General features: G+C 73.6%; 18 protein-coding genes. 15 read left to right on the top strand and 3 right to left on the bottom strand.

Features of this window, described 5'->3' with window-relative positions:
• The first annotated feature begins 23 nt into the window (after positions 1–23).
• The 4 genes from O145_RS02960 (at position 24) to O145_RS18865 (ending at position 3,442) form a co-directional block, all read left to right on the top strand.
• Positions 24–995, top strand: a complete 972-nt coding sequence (locus O145_RS02960) for a 1-phosphofructokinase family hexose kinase (protein WP_043559553.1) — start codon at positions 24–26, stop codon at positions 993–995.
• Positions 982–1,833 carry a class II fructose-bisphosphate aldolase gene (locus O145_RS02955; RefSeq protein WP_043559550.1) on the top strand — a complete coding sequence of 284 codons (852 nt, stop codon included), beginning with the start codon at positions 982–984 and terminating at the stop codon, positions 1,831–1,833. Before O145_RS02960 ends, O145_RS02955 begins: the two co-directional genes overlap by 14 nt.
• Before the next feature lie 70 nt (positions 1,834–1,903).
• Positions 1,904–2,857 (top strand): xylulokinase, encoded by a 954-nt coding sequence (locus O145_RS18870; protein ID WP_229118307.1) that lies wholly within the window; start codon positions 1,904–1,906, stop codon positions 2,855–2,857.
• Positions 2,858–2,899: 42 nt separating this feature from the next.
• Entirely contained in the window at positions 2,900–3,442 is a 543-nt protein-coding gene (locus O145_RS18865) for a xylulokinase (protein ID WP_267489909.1), read from the top strand.
• Positions 3,443–3,501: 59 nt separating this feature from the next.
• Here the strand turns inward: O145_RS18865 and O145_RS02945 are convergent, their stop codons facing one another.
• The gene (locus O145_RS02945; protein ID WP_043559547.1) at positions 3,502–4,662 is read right to left on the bottom strand and encodes a DUF3866 family protein; all 1,161 of its coding nucleotides are present in this window, start codon (positions 4,660–4,662) and stop codon (positions 3,502–3,504) included.
• A 64-nt stretch (positions 4,663–4,726) separates the two neighbouring features.
• Here O145_RS02945 and O145_RS02940 point away from each other — a divergent pair, with 64 nt between their 5' ends.
• The 9 genes from O145_RS02940 to O145_RS02900 all read left to right on the top strand — a co-directional run bounded on the left by O145_RS02940 (position 4,727) and on the right by O145_RS02900 (position 15,588).
• Positions 4,727–5,680 (top strand): helix-turn-helix transcriptional regulator, encoded by a 954-nt coding sequence (locus O145_RS02940; protein ID WP_229118305.1) that lies wholly within the window; start codon positions 4,727–4,729, stop codon positions 5,678–5,680.
• Between the two features lies 1 nt (position 5,681).
• Positions 5,682–6,758 (top strand): helix-turn-helix transcriptional regulator, encoded by a 1,077-nt coding sequence (locus tag O145_RS02935; protein WP_084682331.1) that lies wholly within the window; start codon positions 5,682–5,684, stop codon positions 6,756–6,758.
• Between the two features lie 4 nt (positions 6,759–6,762).
• Positions 6,763–7,026, top strand: a complete 264-nt coding sequence (gene tatA, locus O145_RS02930) for a Sec-independent protein translocase subunit TatA (RefSeq protein ID WP_043559542.1) — start codon at positions 6,763–6,765, stop codon at positions 7,024–7,026.
• Positions 7,027–7,080: 54 nt separating this feature from the next.
• Positions 7,081–7,974 carry a twin-arginine translocase subunit TatC gene (gene tatC / locus O145_RS02925; protein ID WP_043559539.1) on the top strand — a complete coding sequence of 298 codons (894 nt, stop codon included), beginning with the start codon at positions 7,081–7,083 and terminating at the stop codon, positions 7,972–7,974.
• Between the two features lie 55 nt (positions 7,975–8,029).
• Positions 8,030–8,977 (top strand): diacylglycerol/lipid kinase family protein, encoded by a 948-nt coding sequence (locus O145_RS02920; protein WP_043559536.1) that lies wholly within the window; start codon positions 8,030–8,032, stop codon positions 8,975–8,977.
• Positions 8,978–9,069: 92 nt separating this feature from the next.
• On the top strand, positions 9,070–11,973 hold the full coding sequence (locus O145_RS02915; RefSeq protein ID WP_043559533.1) for a DEAD/DEAH box helicase: 2,904 nt from the start codon (positions 9,070–9,072) through the stop codon (positions 11,971–11,973).
• Between the two features lie 148 nt (positions 11,974–12,121).
• Positions 12,122–13,060: a DUF808 family protein gene (locus tag O145_RS02910; protein ID WP_043559530.1), complete on the top strand. Its 939-nt coding sequence runs from the start codon at positions 12,122–12,124 to the stop codon at positions 13,058–13,060.
• 132 nt (positions 13,061–13,192) lie between these two features.
• On the top strand, positions 13,193–14,752 hold the full coding sequence (lnt, locus tag O145_RS02905) for an apolipoprotein N-acyltransferase (protein ID WP_043559740.1): 1,560 nt from the start codon (positions 13,193–13,195) through the stop codon (positions 14,750–14,752).
• A gap of 29 nt (positions 14,753–14,781) precedes the next feature.
• Positions 14,782–15,588, top strand: a complete 807-nt coding sequence (locus O145_RS02900) for a polyprenol monophosphomannose synthase (protein WP_043559528.1) — start codon at positions 14,782–14,784, stop codon at positions 15,586–15,588.
• Positions 15,589–15,615: 27 nt separating this feature from the next.
• On the opposite strand, the gene O145_RS02895 is transcribed toward O145_RS02900, so the two are convergent.
• A complete protein-coding gene (locus O145_RS02895) occupies positions 15,616–15,969 on the bottom strand; it encodes an RNA polymerase-binding protein RbpA (RefSeq protein WP_043559525.1) in 354 nt (117 codons plus the stop codon).
• Positions 15,970–16,163: 194 nt separating this feature from the next.
• On the opposite strand from O145_RS02895, the gene O145_RS02890 reads away from it, so the two are divergent.
• Together O145_RS02890 and O145_RS16355 are read left to right on the top strand one after the other, a co-directional pair.
• The gene (locus tag O145_RS02890) at positions 16,164–17,288 is read left to right on the top strand and encodes a 6-phosphofructokinase (protein WP_043559522.1); all 1,125 of its coding nucleotides are present in this window, start codon (positions 16,164–16,166) and stop codon (positions 17,286–17,288) included.
• A 145-nt stretch (positions 17,289–17,433) separates the two neighbouring features.
• The gene (locus O145_RS16355; protein WP_052374583.1) at positions 17,434–18,084 is read left to right on the top strand and encodes an alpha/beta fold hydrolase; all 651 of its coding nucleotides are present in this window, start codon (positions 17,434–17,436) and stop codon (positions 18,082–18,084) included.
• 277 nt (positions 18,085–18,361) lie between these two features.
• On the opposite strand, the gene O145_RS02880 is transcribed toward O145_RS16355, so the two are convergent.
• On the bottom strand, positions 18,362–18,988 hold the full coding sequence (locus O145_RS02880) for an HAD family hydrolase (protein ID WP_052374581.1): 627 nt from the start codon (positions 18,986–18,988) through the stop codon (positions 18,362–18,364).
• Positions 18,989–19,291: the final 303 nt, after the last annotated feature.

Genomic DNA, 19,291 nt, shown 5'->3' with positions numbered 1-19,291 from the left:
CCGCCTCGAGAAGGAAGAACCTCATGATTATTATTATCACACCGAATCCAGCCATCGACATTACCTATGAGGTGGCGCACCCGCGACTCAACCAGGTCAACCGCGTCACAGGCGTCGTGCGCAGACCGGGCGGCAAGGGACTCAATGTGGCCTCCGTCCTCCGGCAGACCCGCGAGGTCGATGGCGCCCCCGGGCGCCGCGTCCGGATCTCCGGCTTCCTCGGCGGCCGGCAGGGCGAGGAGATGCGCGAGCTGCTCGGCGACTGGGACGCCGAGCAGGCGTGGCTCGACCTCGGCCCGGGCTGCCCCACCCGCGCGACGGTCATCGTCCGCGACGCCGACGGCGGTGCGACGGGCCTGTACGAGCCCGGAGCCCCCGTCTCCCCCGCGGACTGGCGGGCGCTGACGGACACCGCTCTTGAGGGGGCGGGCCGGGGCGACGTCCTCGTCGTGTCCGGATCCTGTCCGCCGGAGACCTCCGCCGAGGACCTCGGAGCCCTCCTGCGCGCCGCCCGGGGGAGGGGCGCGCGCGTCATCCTCGACACCTCCGGGCCGCTGCTGGTGGCCTGCGCGGGACTCGCCGACGCCATGAAGCCGAACCGCGAGGAGCTCGCCCAGGCGACCGGCGAGACGAGCCCCGCCGCGGGCGCCGTCACCCTCCTGGAACGGGGTGTGCGCGCCGTCATGGTCTCGGACGGGCCACGTGGCATGAACCTCTACGTCCGTGGCCAGGACGGCCCGACCGTATGGCATGCCGACGCCCCCGACGTCCCCGTCGTCAACCCCACCGGAGCCGGCGACTCCGCGGTGGCCGCGATCGCCGCCTTCATGGACGCCCGCCCCGAGGCCGACCCGATCGACGCCCGCGCGCTGGGGGCCGCCGTCGCCCTGTCGGTCGCCGCGGTGCGCACGCCCGTCGCCGGTCTCGTCGACCTGGAGACCTACACCACCCTCCTTCCGACCATGAAAGTAGAGACTCACCATGTCACTGACTGACCTCGCCTCCGTCGCCGAGACCGCCCGCTCCGAGGGCGCGGGCCTCGGAGCCTTCAACGTGGTCCTTCTCGAGCACGCCGAGTTCTTCGCCGAGGCCGCCGAGCACGCGGGCCGCCCCATCGTCCTCCAGATCAGCGAGAACACCGTGAAGTACCACCGCGGGCGCCTGGCCCCCATCGCCAAGGCGACGCTGGCCGTCGCCGAGGCCGCCGCGGTGCCGATCGTCGTCCACCTCGACCACGCGGAGTCCACCGACCTCATCGAGAAGGCCGCCGACCTCGGCCTCACCTCCGTCATGTACGACGGCTCCAGGCTGCCCTTCGACGCCAACGTCGCCACGACGACCCGCATGGTGGAGCACTGCCGCGCCGCCGGCGTCTCCGTTGAGGCCGAGCTCGGCGAGGTCGGCGGCAAGAACGGCGTCCACGCTCCCGGCGCGCGCACCGATCCCGGCGACGCCGCCCGCTTCGTCGCCGCCACCGGCGTGGACCTGCTGGCCGTCGCCGTCGGCTCCTCCCACGCCATGACCGAGCGCTCGGCCCTCCTCGATGACGAGCTCATCTCCCGCCTCGCCGCCGCGGTCCCGGTGCCGCTGGTCCTGCACGGCTCCTCCGGCGTGTCGGACGAGGGCCTGCGGTCGGCCGTCAGGGCCGGCATCACCAAGGTCAACGTGTCCACGCACCTCAATGTCGTCGCCGCCGGCGTCGTTCGCGATGTCCTCGCCGCCGACCCGGAGCTGGTCGACCCCCGCAGGTACATCGGCCCGTCCGTCAGGTCCGCCGCAGCCGAGGCCGAGCGCCTGCTCACCTGGTACGCCTCGGCCGCCCGCCGGCCCTGATCCCGGTACCTGTCGTCCCCGCGCCCACCAACCACTGTCAGCCCGAACCTCTTGCCCAACGGAGTGCACCATGAGTTCCACGAGTTCCACTGCAATCACACCCAGCAGCACCGCCAAGGACGTCCTCATCGGCATTGACGTCGGCACATCCTCGACGAAGGTCGCCGCCTTCACCAGGGACGCCGCCGTCCTGGCCGACCAGACCCGCGACTACCGCCTCGTCGTCGATGCCCCCGGCTTCGTCGAACAGGATCCGAACGAGTGGTGGGAGGCCATCACCCTGGCCACTCGGGCCGTCGTCGAGACGGTCGGCGCACACCGCGTCGCCGGCGTCGGCGTCTCCGGCCAGTCCTGGTCTGCCGTCCCCGTCGATGCCGACGGCACGGTGCTCGCCAACACCCCCATCTGGATGGACACGCGCAGCCAGAACATCTGCGACGACCTCGTCGCGCGCGTCGGCGCGGACCGCATCCTCGCAGTGTCGGGCAACCGGCTGGCCCCCACCTACACCACCGGCAAGATCATCTGGTTCCAGCGCAACCGGCCGGAGGTCTACAGGGCGGCTCGCTGGTTCCTCCAGTCCAGCTCCTTTATCGTCCTGCGCCTGACCGGCAGGGTCTCCCAGGACGTCTCCCAGTCCTACGGCATCCACGCCTGGGACACCGCCACAGGCGAGTACGACCAGACGCTGGCGGCCGAGCTCGGCCTCGACCTCACCAGGCTCCCGCAGGCGGTGCCCTGCCACGAGGTCGTCGGGACCGTCACCGCCGAGGCCTCCGCCGCGACCGGGCTGGCCGCGGGCACGCCGGTCGTCGCCGGGGGTCTCGACGCCGCCTGCGGGACGCTCGGGGCCGGCGTCATGAGGGCGGGACAGACCCAGGAGCAGGGGGGCCAGGCCGGCGGCATGTCGATCGTCACCGACTCGCCGGTGCGCGACGAGCGCCTCATCCTCTCCCGCCACGTCGTGCCCGGCACCTGGCTCTTCCAGGGCGGCTCCATCGCCGGAGGCGCCTCGCTGAACTGAGCGCGCAACACCTTCGGCGGCCCGCAGGACACCTTCAAGAGGATCGACACCGACGCCGAGAGCGTCCCGGTCGGCTCCGACGGAGTGTGGTTCCTGCCCTACCTCCAGGGCGAGCGCGGCCCCATCTGGGACTCCGACGCCCAGGGGCTCCTCTTCGGCCTCGGCTTCGGCACCACGAAGGCCGCGATCTGGCGGGCCGTCATGGAGGGCGTCGCCTTCTCCCTCCTCGACAACGTCACGGTCGCGGAGGAGGCCGGCGCCGAGACCGGCGTCCTGTACTCGGTCGGCGGCGCCGCCGGCTCGCGCCTGTGGACGCAGATCAAGGCCGACGTCCTCGGCAAGGAGATCCGTGTTCCCGCCGCGGGCACGGCCAGCTGCCTCGGCGCCGCCGTCCTCGCCGGAGTCGGCACGGGCCTGTACGAGTCCTTCGACGACGCCGCCCGCTATCTCGGCAGAGTCGAGCGCCGCCACACGCCGAACCCGGCGAACACGGCGCGGTACCGCGAGCTCTTCGGAATCTACAGGGAGCTGTACACGAGCCTGGCGCCCACCATGCACAGGGCCGCCGAGCTCAAACGGGCCTGAGCGTCCCGCCGCATGCGGCTCCGCCACCCCGGCCGGACCGGGACGGCGGGCCCGGCCGCTCAGCCTGCCAGGAGGCCCGCCGCGTGCCGGCCTGCGGCGGCGGCGGCGAGGAAGGCCGCGGCGTCCTCGCGCAGGCCGCGCCCCATGGTCGACATCCGCACCCCCGTGTCCCGCTGCGCCGCCTCCAGCGCCTCCAGGAGCCCGTCCACGCCCACCTCGACGTACCGGTGCCGGGCCCCCACCGGGCGCGGACCGCACAGCCCGCGCGCCTGGGCGGCCACCCGCTCTCCCAGCGGCCCGGGCAGAGCGGGGACGACGACGTCGGCCGCGGCCAGCGCCACCCGCCCGTAGGCGGTCAGCGAGTGGTGCGACACACCCCGGTGGCGCGCCCGCGCATCGGCCTGCGAGACCCGCAGGCAGGCGACGGCCCGCCCGCCCAGAGCGGCCACCGCGTTGACGGCGTCGCCGCAGGCCACGCCGGAGAATCCCCACGGTGTGTCGGTGCCCAGGTTGCCGGGCCCCTGAGCGAGGACGATCAGGTCGGCCCCCAGGATGCGACGGGCGGCCAGCAGGGCGTTGTGCACCGAGACGGCCTCGACGTCACCGCCCCACGCCTGGCCGGCGCTCACCGTGCCGGCCAGCCAGCCAGCCCCCCGCAGGGCGGCCGCGGTCCGCGAGTAGGGCAGGGGCAGGGCCCCGCCGTCGGTCATGACGTAGACGGCGCGCACCGGTCCGCGCGCACCACCCGTTGCGCGAGCCCCGGCGAGGACGGCCGGCAGGCTGGAGTGCAGGTCCGCAACGACCACCGGCGTCCCGCCGAGCACGAGGTCGTCGACGGGGGAGGCCAGCAGCCCGTGGTGCTCGGTGCCCTGCTCGTCCACCCCGGCCACCACGACCTGGTCGGGCATGTAGCGGGCCTTGACCAGGTGCCCGGCACAGGCGGAGTCCTCGGGCAGGACGTCGAGCCGGGCGCACACCATGGCGTGCCCGCCGGTGCCCAGCTCCCGGTCCAGGGCGGAAACCTCCAGGCGCACCCGCTCACCGGGCTCCGGAGCCCCCGTGAGGGTCTCATAGGCGACAGCGCGCAGCTCCTCGCCGGCCGTCATGGCGGTCGCGCCCGCCGGCGCCGCGCCGACGCGCACGTCCAGCTCGACGCACCGCCTGCCCACCGCCCCCCAGCTGCGCCGCAGTGCCAGGACCGTGCCGTCACGCCACATCATGGACCACACCGTACCGGGCCGGCGGGCGGCCCGACGGGAGCGCGGCTGCGCCTACGCTGTGACCGTGAGGAGCACGCCCGCCCAGAGGATCCCCGCCGAGGAGCGGCAGATCAACCTGCTGCTGGCCCTGCGCAGCACCGCGCGCGGCATGACGGCGGCCGAGGTGGTGGCCACGGTGGCCGGCTACGACGGGCGCGGGGGCGAGAGCGCCCGCCGCATGTTCGAACGGGACAAGACGGTCCTGCGCGACCTCGGCATCACGATCACCGCCACCGCCCGGGGCGGGAAGAGCCGCTACTCCATCGCCGAGGACGACTACGCCCTGCCCGAGGTCGCCCTGACCGTCGGGGAGGCGGCGGCCATCGACCTGGCGGCCTCCGCCTGGCGCTCGGGCGCCCTGGCCGCCACCGCCCGCCGCGCGCTGACCAAGATCCGCGCCGTCGTCGCCGAGGATCCCCGAGCCAGTGCGCTGGTGGATCTCACGGCCGATCTGGCCGGGGAGGAGATCCCGCCGGCGCTGGCCGCCGCCGTGGACGAGCGGCGCGTCGTCTCCTTCGACTACACCTCGGCGTCCTCGGGCACGACCCGCGCCCGCACCGTCGAGCCGCACCGGCTGCGGATGAGCGAGGGCGCCTGGTACCTCGACGCCTTCGACCGCGGCGCCGCAGCGCCCCGGACCTTCCGGCTGGCGCGGATCGCGGGGGAGGTCGCGGCGGTCTCCGGGCCCGGCGCGTTCCCGCCGCCGCAGGACGACGGGCCCGAGCCCCGCGAGGCGCTCATCGCCGTCGCCCCGGGCAGGGCCCTGCAGCTGCGGTCCCAGGCGACCGCGCTCGCGGACGGCGACGGCGCGCCACCCGGGTGGGACGTGCTGACCGTGCCCTACGCAGACCGCTTCGCCTTCGCGGGCTCGCTGGCCGCGCTGTCCGACGCCGTGGTGGTCGTGGGCCCGGCGCAGCTGCGCGACGACGTCGTGGCCCACCTCGCCGGGGCCGCGGCGCTCGCGCCGGAAGGCCTGTGACATGGCCCGACGCGCCTCCACCGACCGGCTCGTCCGGCTCCTGTCCCTGCCCGCCTGGGTCGCCGACAACGACGGCGCGACCCTCCGGGAGGCGGCCGCGCACTTCGGCGTGACGCCCGAGACGATTCGCGCGGACGTGGCGACCCTGTGGGTCTCGGGGCTGCCCGGCGGCATGCCGGACGACCTCGTCGACTTCTCGGCCACGGCCTTCGAGGCGGGACGCCTGAGCCTGGCCCAGCCGCTCGGGCTCGACCGGCCGGTGCGCCTGTCTCGCCAGGAGGCGATCGCCCTGCTCCTGTCCCTGCGGGTACTCGGCCGCGTCCTGGCCGATGACCCCGCCTCGGCGGCCGCCCTGCGGGGCGCCCGGAATGCGCTGCGGGCGGCCATCGGCGACGGCACGACCAGCGGCGGGGCGGCGCCGGCCGAGCAGGACCCCGCATCGGCGGCGCACCCGCGCTCCCCGGTGCTCCAGACCGTCCGGCGCGCCCTGGCCGAGCAGCGGCGGCTGCGACTGACCTACGTCTCGGCCACCGACACCCGGACGGTGCGCGAGGTCGATCCGCTCGAGCTCACCACCGACGGCGCGCACCTGACGCTGCGCGCCTGGTGCCTGAGCGCCGCGGCGGAGCGCTCCTTCCGGCTGGACCGGATCCTGGAGGCCGCCTGCGGTGAGACGCCGTCGGCCTCTCATCGCAGGCGCCGCCGGCCGACCAGGCCCGACGCCCGGCCCACGGCCGTCCTCACCCTGGCGCCCGGCGGGCGGTGGCTGGTGGAGCGGCTGGTCTGCGAGAGCGTCGCCGAGCGGGCCGACGGCGCCCTGAGGGCCGTGGTGCGCGGGCGCGACCGGACCTGGCTCATCGGCCTGGTGCTCTCCGCGGGCAGGCACCTGGTCGCTGTCGAGCCGCCCGACCTGGCCCGGGACGCGGCGGCCGCGGCCGCCCGCGCCCTGGCCCGCTACGGCGCGCGCCGCGTCCGCCCCGGGGCGAATGTGGGGCCCACCTCAGACGGCGGTTCGGGGAGGGGTCCGGCTGAGGCTAGACTCAAACCGTATCGACACACCCGCCTACCCAAGGAGTAGCGCTGTGAAATTCTCGCCGACGCACATCGTCGTCCTGCTCGTCCTGGTCCTGCTCGTCTTCGGCGCCAACCGCCTGCCGGATATCGCCCGGAGCGTGGGGCAGTCCATGAAGGTCTTCAAGAAGGAGGTCAAGGAGCTGCGCGACGAGGATGAGGGCAAGCAGCCCCCCGCGCAGATCCAGCAGCCTCAGGAGGGCACCTACTACACCCAGCCCACTCAGCCCGGCCAGAGCGCCGCGCAGAGCCCCGAGGGATCAGCCAAGCAGTGATCCCCGGTCATTCATTCTGAGCAGTTCTGAAGATCCGGCTTGAAGGAGGTCGAGGTGCCCAGGCTCCCGAAGATCAGGAGGCGCAGGGACAATCCCGAGGCGATCATGTCGATCGGGGACCACCTGCGCGAGCTGCGCAACCGCCTGTTCATCTCCGCCATCGGGGTCCTGGTCATGGCCGTCGTCGGCTACATGATCTACAGGCCGATCTACAACATCATCACCTACCCGATCAACCAGGCCAATGCGAACGGCGCGGACCTGAAGGTGAACTTCCCGACGATCCTGGCCTCCTTCGACCTGCGCCTGCGCATATCCATCTGGGTCGGCGTGCTTCTGGCGTCCCCGCTGTGGATGTATGAGTTCTGGGCCTATGTCGGCCCCGGCATGACCCGTAGGGAAAAGGCCTACACGTGGGCATTCGGCGTCACGGGGCTGGTCCTGTTCCTGTCCGGATGCGCCCTGGGCATGTGGATCATGCCCCACGCCGTGCAGATCCTGACCAACTTCATCCCCGACTGGGGCTCGTCCGCCGGAATCATCGACTCATCGACCTACCTCTCCTTCTACCTGCGCCTGATCCTCGTCTTCGGCGCGGCCTTCCTCCTGCCCGAGCTGCTCGTCGCCCTCAACCGACTGGGCCTCGTGAAGGGCAGGACACTTCTCAAGGGCTGGCGATGGGCGGTCGTGGGCATCTTCACCTTCATGGCCTTCGCCAACCCCCTGCCCGACCCCTGGTCCATGATCTTCATGGCGCTGCCGATCACCGGCCTGTACTTCCTGGCCTGCTTCATGTCCATCCAGCACGACAAGCGCGTGGAGAGGAGGCGCGCCAAGCTCGACGCCGAGCTCGACGCCGCCCTGGCCGAACCCTCAGCGCCCTCAGCGCCCTCTGCCCCGGCGACCCGGTCGGCGGCCCAGCCGCCCGAGCGCGCCGACAGGGCCTGAGCCTCTCGGCCGCCTCGGCTGCCCGTCATCCCGCCCGACCCGCCCGACACCCTTCATGCGCATCGCCCTGGTCGCCAACCCGACGTCCGGACGCGGACGTCACGGCGGCGCCGCCCACGCCGCCGTGACGGCGCTGGTCACCGCCGGGCACGACGTCGTCGTCGTCCACGGCTCCTCCTACGACGAGTCGCGGGCGAACGCGACGGCGCTGCTCGAGCACGACGGCGGGCCCGACGCCCTGGTCGTGGTCGGCGGGGACGGCACCGTCCACCTCGGTCTCGACGTCGTCGCCACCACGCACGTGCCCCTGGGCATCGTGGCGGTGGGAACCGGCAACGACATCGCCCGCCATCTCGGCCTGCCCGGCCGCAACGTGGCGGCCGCCGTCGAGGTCATCGACGCCGCCCTGCGCGGGGCCGGGCGCATCGCCCGCCTGGACGCCATCCACGCCGCCCGCCCCGACGGCTCGCCCGTGCCCGCCGAGCACGAGTGGTCGCTGGCCGTTGTCTCCGCGGGCCTGGACGCCGCCGTCAACGCCCGGGCCAACACGCTGGCCTGGCCCTCGGGGGAGGGCCGCTACCTGCGCGCCGTCGTGGGTGAGCTGGCGGGCCTGGCCCCCTACGGCTACCGGCTCACCACCGACTCGGGGACCTGGGAGGGGGCGGCCCTGCTGGTCGCGGTCGCCAACACCCGTTACATCGGGGGCGGCATGGACCTGTCTCCCGATGCGGACGCCGCCGACGGCCTGCTGGACGTGCTGCGCCTGGACCCGGTGGGGCGGCTGCGGCTCCTCGGCCTGCTGGCGCGGCTCTTCTCCGGCGCCCACCTGGGCGACCCGGCCGTCCGCCTCGAGCGCTCTCGCGCGGTCACCATCGAGACCCTGCCGCCCGGGGCGGGGCTGCGCACCCCGCCGTGCCCCATGGCCGACGGCGAGGCCATCGCCGGCCTGCCGCTGCGGCTGGAGGCCGTCCCCGGTGTCGTCTCGGTGCTGCTGCCGCGCTGAGGGACGGGGCGCGCACGCGACCGGGCTCCGCGCGGTGGTCGGGCTGCGGAGCGGGGCAGCGGCACCCATGGGCTGCCCGTAGGCTTGACGCCATGAGCTCGCCCGCCGAACGCTACGCCGCCGCACGACGCCGACAGGCGGCCTCTCGCAGCGAGCTGGCCCGCTTCGCCGACACCTACGAGTTCCCCCTCGACGACTTCCAGGTCCGCGGGTGCGAGGCGCTCGAGCGCGGCGAGGGCGTCCTCGTGGCCGCGCCCACGGGCGCAGGCAAGACCGTCGTCGGCGAGTTCGCCATCCACCTGGCGCTGGCCAAGGGCCTCAAGGCCTTCTACACCACCCCCATCAAGGCGCTGTCCAACCAGAAGTACCTCGACCTGCTGGCCCGCTACGGCGCGGAGCGCGTCGGCCTGCTGACCGGGGACACCTCCGTGAACCCTCACGCCGACGTCATCGTCATGACCACCGAGGTCCTGCGCAACATGCTCTACTCGGGCTCCCGCGACTTAGGCCGCCTCGGCTTCGTGGTCATGGACGAGGTGCACTACCTCGCCGACCGGTTCCGCGGCCCGGTGTGGGAGGAGGTCATCATCCACCTGGCGCCCGAGGTGCAGGTGGTCTCCCTGTCGGCGACCGTCTCGAACGCCGAGGAGTTCGGCGACTGGCTCGGGCAGGTGCGCGGCCGCATCGCCGTCGTCGTCTCCGAGCACCGTCCGGTGCCCCTGACCCAGCACATGATGGTCGGCCGACGGCTGCTCGACCTCTACACCGTCACGTCGGGGCCGTCGCCGGGCGGCGACGGCCCGCTCGCGGCCCAGCCGCCGCTCAACCCCGACCTGCTCAAGGCCCTGGCCAGGGCCCGCCGCGCAGCGGCCGGGGAGGCGGGCGCGTCCAAGTCCGGCCGCGGCGACCCGGCCGCCCAGCCGTGGCGGCGGGGGAGGAACCGGCAGGGCGGTCGGGCGCCGCGCCGCGGCGAGGGCGGCGCCCGCGTCGCGCGCCTGCGTCCGCCGTCACGGGTCGCGGTCATCACGGCGCTCGAGCGGGCCGATCTTCTGCCGGCGATCGTGTTCGTGTTCTCGCGCGCCGGCTGCGAGCAGGCCGTCCACCAGAGCGTGGAGGCCGGAATCGACCTGACCACCGAGTCCGAGGCGGCCCGGATCCGCGAGGTCATCGACCGGCACACGGCCGAGATCCCCAGGAGGGACCTGGGGGTGCTCGGGTTCCGGAGCTGGGCGCACGCCCTCCAGCGGGGCGTGGCCGCCCACCACGCCGGCCTCCTGCCCGTCTTCAAGGAGACCGTCGAGGAGCTCTTCAGCGCCGGGCTGGTCAAGGTCGTCTACGCCACCGAGACCCTGGCCCTGGGCATCAACATGCCCGCCCGCACCGTCGTCCTGGAGTCCCTGCGCAAGTGGAACGGGTCGGCCCACGTCACCCTCAGCCCCGGGGAGTACACCCAGCTGACCGGCCGGGCGGGCCGGCGCGGCATCGACGTCGAGGGGCACGCCGTCGTCCTGGCCGCCGACGAGATCGAGCCCGCCTTCGTCTCCTCGCTGGCCTCCCGGCGCACCTACCCGCTCGTGTCGGCCTTCCGCCCCACCTACAACATGGCCGTCAACCTGCTCGGGCGCACCTCGCGCGCCCGGGCCCGCGAGGTGCTGGAGTCCTCCTTCGCCCAGTACCAGGCCGACCGCGGCGTCGTCGAGCTCGCCGCCCAGGCCCGCAGGAAGCGCCGAGCCCTAGCCTCCCTGGAGAAGCAGATGAGCTGCCGCCTCGGCGATTTCGCCGAATACATGCAGCTGCGCCAGAGCATCGCCGAGGCCGAGGCCGAGCTGTCCCGGCAGGGCCGCACCCAGCGCCGCGACGAGACCGTGCGCACCATGAGCTCCCTCGGCCGCGGCGACATCATCATCCACCGCAAGGGACGCCGCCACAAGCACGCCGTCGTCCTGGACCAGGGCGTGGACCGCTCCGGCACGCCCGTCCTGACGGTCCTGGGGGAGGACTCGCGGGTCCTGACCCTGTCGCCGGAGACCACCCCCGAGGGCGTCCTCAGGGTCGGCTCCCTCAAGGTCGCCCCCGGCGTGGACGTGCACAGGCCCCGGGACCGCGAGCGCCTGGCGGAGCGCCTCCTGGACGTCCTGCGCTCGGGGAACGTGGAGCAGGCCCGGATCCGGCGGCGCCGGCGGCGAAAGGACGAGGACGAGCAGGCCACCGGGCGCCTGGAGGATCTGCGCCACCAGATGCGCGCCCACCCCTGCCACGCCTGCCCCGACCGTGAGGAGCACGCCCGCACGGGACGCAAGTGGGTGCGCGCGTCCGCCGAGGCCGACCGGCTCCAGGCCCGGGTGGACAGTCGCACCGGCACCATCGCCCGCCTCTTCGACGCCGTGTGCGAGGTGCTCACCGAGCTCGGCTATCTCGAGCCCGTCGACCGCGGCCACCCGGAGCGCGACCTGCGGGTCACCGACGCCGGCCGGGTGCTGGCGCGCGTCTACGCCGAGCGCGACCTGCTCATCTCCGAGTGCCTGCGGTCCGGCCTGTGGGAGGGGCTCGAGCCCGCCGACCTGGCGGCCGCGGTGTCGGCATGCGTGTACGAGCCGCGGCTGGCGGTGCAGTCCATCGGCCTGCCCGCGGCGCCGTGCTCCCGCCTGGGGGCGGTGCTGCGTCAGGAGATCCACCTGTCGCGCTCCATCAACGACCTGGAGGCCCTGGCGCGCATCGAGTCCTCCAGCGGCGCCGAGCCCGCACTGGCGGGGGCTGTGAAGGCGTGGGCCGAGGGCGCCGACCTGGCCGAGGTCCTGGAGGCCTGCGAGCTGACCGCCGGCGATTTCGTGCGCTGGTCCAAGCAGCTCCTCGACGTGCTCGGGCAGCTCGCCTGCCTCCTGCCCGCCGAGGACGCCGCGCCCGAGCGGCGGCGGGCGCTCCAGGCGCTGTCGACCGGGGCCGCCCAGGCGAGCCTGGACGTCAACAGGGGAGTGGTGGGCTGGTCCGCGGTATGAGGGACGTGAGGGGGACCCGGCCGGGCAGGACCGGGGCGCCCGTCCTTCCCGCGGGCCGGTCGCCCCGTGGGGAGGACGCGGCGGGTAGTCTCGCTGTGGCCGGGCCCCCGCTCGGAGCAGCCTCACCACGACAGGACACCCGCGCCCCATGTCAGGTTTCTTCGCCCTTCTCGATGACATCGCCGCGCTCGCCAAGCTGACGGTCTCAACCATCGACGACACGGCCTCCCTGGCCGTCAAGGCCTCGGCGAAGGTCTCGGCCGCCACCGTCGACGACGTCGCCGCGACACCGCAGTACGTCACCGGCATCACCCCGGACCGCGAGCTGCCCATTATCAGGAAGATCACCGTCGGGTCCCTGCGCAACAAGCTCCTCATCATCCTGCCTGCGGGCCTGCTGCTGACGGCGGTGGCGCCAGCCCTCCTGCCCGTCGTTCTCGTCATCGGCGGGGCCTACCTGTGCTTCGAGGGAGGGGAGAAGCTCCTGGGGCTCCTCCTGCACCCCGGCCGTGCTGAGAAGGCCGCCGAAAAGGCAGCCGAGGACGAGGGCCCGGCGGACGAGGCGTCCATTATCAAGCGCGCCATCACCACCGACTTCGTCCTGTCCACCGAGATCATGCTGCTCGCGCTGGCCGAGGTGCAGGGGGAGTCCTCCACCAGGCGCGTCATCGTCCTGGTCATGATCGCCCTGCTCATCACCTTCGCCGTCTACGGGCTGGTCGGGGCGCTCATCAAGCTCGACGACGCCGGGGCGCACCTGGCCGTCAAGGGCCGCACCCGGGTCTCGCGGTCCTTCGGGCGCGCCGTGGTCTCCGCCGCGCCGGCGCTCTTCACGGGCCTCGGGATCGTCGGCACCGTGGCCATGCTGTGGGTCGGCGGGCACATTCTGGCGACCAACCTGGCCGAGATCGGGTTCGGCCCGCTGCACCGCACCATTGAGCGCGCCGAGGAGCTCAGTGGCAACCCAGTGCTGTCCTGGGTCGCGGGTACCGCCGTCTCCTGCTTGATCGGGACGGCGGCCGGCACCGCGCTCGCCCTGGCATGGCACGGCACCCGGCTGGCCGCGCACCGCCGCAGCCGCGCCTGAGGCGGGGCGCCCGGTGCCTCTATGCTTCAACCTGTGACACCGCCCAAGCGCACGAGCGACAGACCGCGCACCGCCGGCACCGCCGACTCGGCCTCGGACGGGCCCGGCCGCCCCCGGGCGGTGCGCGCTCTCATGCCCGTCCTGGCCGCCGCACTGGCGGGCCTGGCGGTGACCGCCGCCTTCCCGCCGACGGGCCTGTGGTGGGCCGCGCCGGTCGGCGTTGCCGTGCTCATGGGTGCCCTCCGGGGGCGGGGCGCAGGAGCGGGCGCCGGACTGGGGCTGGTCTTCGGGATCGCGCTCTTCGCGCCGCTGCTGCACTTCACCGCCGTCGCCATGGGAAACCCGATCGGGTGGGCGGCGCTCACCCTCGTCCAGGCCCTCTACACCACGGCCCTGGGCGCCGCATGGGCGCTGGTGGGCCGCATACCCGCCCTGGCCGCGGACGGCCCCGGGGCGGGCCGCGCGGCCGTCGCACGAGCCGCCTCCTTCACGGTGCTGTGGTGCGGGGTGGAGGAGCTGCGCTCGAGCTGGCCGTGGGGCGGCTTCCCCTTCGGCAGGCTCGCCTTCGCCATGGCCGACGCCCCCATGCTCCCCTTCGCCGCCTACGGCGGCTCCATCGGCCTGACGCTTCTGGTGGCGCTCATCGGAGCCTGCCTGTTCGAGGCCGCCCACGCCCTGCGCGCCCAGGCGCTCCTGCCCGCCCTGGTGGCGGCGGCCTGCGCGGGCCTGGTCCTGACCGCCCCGCTGGCCCTGCCCGTTCACAGCGCCGCCGAGGACGGGAACCTGCGGGTGGGCGCCGTCCAGGGCGATGTCGCCAAGGACTTCGAGGACGCCTTCAACCGGGCCCTGGAGGTCACCGGCAACCATGCCCGGGCCACTGACCGGCTCGCCGCCGACGTCGGAAGCGGCAACCTCGACGTCGTCATCTGGCCGGAGAACGCCGCTGACCTCGACCCGCGCACCCACCGCTCGACCGCCACCATGATCGATGCCTCCGCACAGGCAGTGGGCGCCCCGATCATGGTGGGCGCCGTCCTGTTCGAGGACGACGTCCGCTACAACGACATGGTCGTGTGGACCCCCGGCCGGGGCGCGGGAGCCTACTACCGCAAGCACCGGCCGGTGCCCTTCGCCGAGTACGTCCCCCTGCGCGACCACATCAGACGGCTGACCGCCGAGGTCGACCGCATCAGCACCGACATGGCCCCGGGAACCGGGCCCCAGACCCTCACCGTCCGCGCTGCCGCCCAGGACCGCGACATCACCCTGGCCATGGGCATCTGCTTCGAGGTCGCCTACGACAGCATCCTGCGAGACGGCGTGCGCCAGGGGGGCGAGCTGATCGTCATCCCCACCAACAACGCGAGCTTCCTGTCCTCCTCCGAGGCCGCCCAGCAGCTCGCCCAGGGGCGGGTCCAGGCCGTCGTGCACGGACGCAGCGTCGTCCAGGTCTCCACGGTGGGCATCACCGCGATCATCAGCCCCCGGGGCGTCGTCGAGCAGCAGACCCGGCCCTACACCCAGGCCGCCCTGGTCGCCGACGTCGGCCTGCGCACCTCGACCACGCCGGCCGACACCCTGGGCGACTGGCCGGGGCGCGTCCTGTGCGCCGTCGCGGCTGCGCTGGCGGCAGCCGGTATCGTGTCCAGCGCTACGCGCCGTCGTCGCGCTGCCGGAAACCGCCGGCGCTGAGACCCGCCCACCAGGATCGGAGAAGAACTGTGAAGGCCCTCGTCGTCATACCCACCTACAACGAGATCGACTCCCTGCCCGGGGCCCTCGACCGTGTACGTGAGGCCGTGCCCGAGGCGCACATCCTGGTGGTCGACGACAGCTCCCCCGACGGCACGGGCAAGCTCGCCGATGCGCGGGCCCAGGTCGACGACCGCATCCACGTCCTGCACCGCACGGAGAAGAGCGGCCTGGGGCCCGCCTACCTGGCCAGCTTCTCCTGGGGGCTCGCCTCGGGCTACGAGCTGATCTGCGAGATGGACGCCGACGGCTCCCACCGCGCCGAGGACCTCGCCCTGCTCATCCAGCGCGCGGAGATGGCCGACGAGCCCGACCTCGTCATCGGCTCGCGCTGGGTCTCCGGCGGCGCCACCCGGGGCTGGGACGCCAGGCGCGTGGCCCTGTCCCGCGGGGGCAACCTCTACATCAACGCCATGCTGGGCCTGCGGGTCAGGGACGCCACGGCCGGCTTCCGCGTCTACCGGGCATCGGTCCTGCGCCGCCTGGACCTGGGCAAGGTGGAGGCGCTCGGGTACGGCTTCCAGGTCAATATGACCAAGCTCGTCGCCGACATCGGAGGGCGCATCGTCGAGATGCCGATCACCTTCCTGGAGCGCGAGGCGGGCCACTCCAAGCTCTCCGGCGGGATCTTCACCGAGGAGCTGAGCCTGGTGACCAAGTGGGGGCTGGTCAAGCGGGGCGGACAGCTGGCCGATGCGGCCCAGAGGCTGGGCGACCGCATCGGCCGGGCGCGAGCGGGCAGGCGCCGGCGGCCGGCGAACCGGCGTCGGCGCTGAGGCGCAGCCGGTCGGCCGCGACCGGCATCAGAAGCGCTCGCGGTAGATCTCGCCCGAGCGCAGCATCTCGAGCCGCTCGCCGAGGAGGACCTTGAGGTCGTCGATCTCGCGGCGCTCGAGCAGCATGTCCCAGTGGGTCCGGGGAGCCTTCTTGGGCTCGTCGGGCTCGGGCTCCTCCTCGCCGCGCAGCGCGGCCACCTGGCCGCACTCCGGGCACTCCCAGGTCTGGGGGACCTCGGCCTCCAGCGCCATGGGGACGACCACGACGTGCGCGAGCGGGCACTCGTAGCTGATCATCTGCCGCTCGGCGAACTCGACGCCCTCCTCGGACTCCATCGACTTCGCGCCGATGGTCATGCCCCGCAGTGCGCGGTCTGCCATGCTGTTGCCTCTCTCGTGCTCGATACTCGTGCCGGGCGCGCCCGGGCCCGTGGCACACCGGGCTCAACGCCGATCGGCGCCCTGACATTCCCGGGGCGGGTGTCGGCGCTGAGAGCGTCCGGGGCAGGAGTCTACCGGGACGCGCGTGCCGTGCCGCCAGCCGCGCGCACCCCTCCAGGCGGCATACTGTCCTCATGGCTACCAAGCGCATCGGCATCCTGACCGCCGGCGGAGACGCCCCTGGACTCAACGCCGCGATCCGCGGCTTCGGAAAGGCGGCGATCCAGGAGCACGGCTGGAGGCTCATCGGGTTCCGCGACGGCATGCGCGGCCTGGCGGAGAACCGCTTCACCGAGCTCGACGGCGCCTCGCTGTCCGGCATCCTGACCACCGGCGGCACCATGCTGGGCACGAGCCGGGACAAGGTCCACCGCATGGTCGTGGACGGCCAGGCCCGCGACATGGTCCCCACCATCGTGGAGAACTACGACAAGGACGAGCTGGACGCCCTGGTGTGCCTGGGCGGCGGCGGGACCGCCAAGAACGCCAAACGGCTCGTGGACGCCGGTCTCAACGTCCTGCACCTGCCCAAGACCATTGACAACGACATTGTCGAGACCGACACGTCCTTCGGCTTCGCCACGGCCCTGGAGATCGCCACCGAGGCGGTGGACCGCCTTCACTCCACCGCGCACTCCCACCACCGCATCATCCTCACCGAGATCATGGGGCACCGTGCCGGCTGGCTGGCGCTGGGCGCGGGCATCGCCGGGGGAGCGGACGTCATCCTCCTGCCGGAGATCCCCTACGACGTGGAGGCGATCGCGGGCAAGATCGAGCGCCGCCGCTCCCGCGGCTCGACCTTCTCCGTGGTCGCGGTCGCCGAGGGCGCGCTCAACCGCGCGGACGCCCAGGAGCTGGCGCACGCGCAGGCGCTGATCAAGGACGCGTCCTCCCCCGACCTCAAGGCGCTGGCCAAGAGGAACGTCAGGACCCTGGAGGCCTCGCACCGCGCCAACACCTTCACCCTGGCCGAGCAGCTCGAGGCGGCCACGGGCCTGGAGGCGCGCGTGTCCATCCTGGGCTACGTCCAGCGCGGTGGCACCCCCAACGCCGCCGACCGGATGCTCGGCACTCGCCTGGGAGTGGCCGGCGCCAATGCGATCGCCGACGGCAGGTTCGGGGTCATGGTGGGCGACCGCGGCCGCGGGACGGAGCTGGTCCCGCTGAAGGACGTCGCCGGGAGGATCAAGTTCGTCCCGCAGGACCACGAGTGGATCCGGGCAGCCCGCTCCGTGGGCACCGCCCTGGGCGACTGATGCCTCCCGGGCTGGGAGCACCCCGAGGGCGCCCCACGTGCACCCGGTTCGCGACGGGCGCCACGTCTGGGCCCGGGAGCGGCACGGTCCTGGCCGACGCCGACCGCGGCCGCCCCGAGGTCCTCCGGCCCCCGGGCGGGCCCAGGTGACGGCGGCCCGCCTTGCCGACGGGGTCCGCCTGCGCCGCTGGCCGGGCCCGGTGCCCGACGAGCCGGCGGGTCTGTGCCTGGTCGTCCCGGGCCGGGGCTACCCGGCCACCATGCCGCTGCTGTTCTGGCCGGCCACCGCGCTCGTGGAGGACGGGTGGGCGGTGGCGGTCCTGGAGTGGGGCACGCCGCCTACTGACTCCGCCGCGCTCGAGGCCCTCGCCGAGGCCGCCCTGTCCTGTACGCTGGCCGGGGCGCCTCTGAAGCAGGCTGACCTCCCCCTGCTCCTGGTGGCCAAGTCCCTGGGGACCCGCCTGGCCCCGTGGGCGGGCCGTCACGAGGTGGCCGGGGTGTGGCTCACGCCCCTGCTCGACGACGTCCGGGTCAGGCGGGCCATTGAGACGTACCCGGCCCCCGGCCTCGTCGTCGGCGGGACGGACGACCCCCACTGGGACGGCGGCCCCGCCCTCACCCCGGTGGCGGCAGACGTGCAGGTCTGGGATGTCCCTGGTGCCGACCACTCGCTGCAGGTGCCCTCATGGCGCGCCTCGGTACGCACCCAGTGCGAGGTCACCGACCGTGTCCTGGCGCTGGCGCGCGGGCTGCCTGCCGGGCGAGCCCTCAGCGGCCCAGGCGCGCAGGTGTCCTGACACTGGCGCGCATTGCTCACTGGCCTCCGGCTCCGGTTGACGGGCGCCCGGCCCGGCGCTGGCGGGGAAGTGGGCGGTTCGTATGGCGGCGCAGGTCGTCCTGGACGCCGTGCGCGCCGCCGGGGCGGCCCAAAGCGGCTCACGCGGGGCCGAGCAGGCCGATCCAGTGCCGATCCAGTGCCGGCGGCGCAGCGGCCCGTCGCCCAGTCGACGGCGGTCCTCCAGCACCCCGGGGAAGGCGAGTAGACCGGCCGGCACGTGGACCGCACTGAGCCTCTCAGAAGAACGGGATGAGGTCGCGCAGGCTGGCCACCACCGCCGTGCCGTCCACCGCGTCCCGTAGGGTGAGCACGGTGCCGGGGGAGACCAGGAGCGCGGCGTTCATCCCCGCGTTGGCGGCCGCGACCGCGTCGATGGGCCGGTCGCCGACGCACAGCACCTGGGTCGGGTCCAGGCCGTGGCGTCGGGCGAGCAGCAGATTCATCTCCGGGCTGGGCTTGCGCGCTGGCCCGTCGGGGGCGCAGACCATGTCATCGAGGTCGAGCCCCAGGACGGTGACGAGCATGGTGGCGCTGGCGCGATCGCGGTGGGTGGCCACGAGGTTGAGGCCGCCCTTCTCCCAGACCCGTGCGATGAGCTCGCGGGCGCCGTCCATGACCGGGGCGGGGCGGGTGCGCCACCGCGTCTTGAGCTCCTCGTAGGCGCGCTCCAGATCGGCGCGCGGCACTTTACGTGAAACCGAGAGCGACTCGATGGCGTGCGCGATCGAGTGCTGCGTCAGGGCGCCGATCTCACGCAGGTGGGAGGGATCGGTGTCCCCGTAGGCCGCCCGGCTCAGGGTGCGCACCACCTCGGGGTAGGTGTCGATGAGGGTTCCGCCCATGTCCCAGATAATGTGCTTCATGTCAGTAGTGTCCCTGGATGCGGGGCGGATGTCAGCGCTATCGGAGAGCCGCCGGAGGGCGGTCCGTCGAAGAGGGTGAGGCGACTCCATAATTAACCCCGCACATCGAGCGACCAGCCTGGGCCGGGCGCTGCTCGGCGCGCTGACCATAGCGCGCCCACCGGCCTCCTGCAGCGGGTCTGGGCAACTCTCCTGGGCATCTCTCCTGGGGAACGAGAGGGCACGACGCCTGCCGATGTCGGGCGCACTGGCAGCACCGATCAGCTTCCACCTGGTCTACCTCACCGCCAACCGCGTCGCCCT

The organism is Actinomyces israelii DSM 43320, from assembly GCF_000711965.1.
Classification (GTDB): Bacteria; Actinomycetota; Actinomycetes; order Actinomycetales; family Actinomycetaceae; genus Actinomyces; species Actinomyces israelii.
Note: the sequence above shows the minus strand (reverse complement) of the source record. Positions and strands in the feature narration are given on the sequence as shown.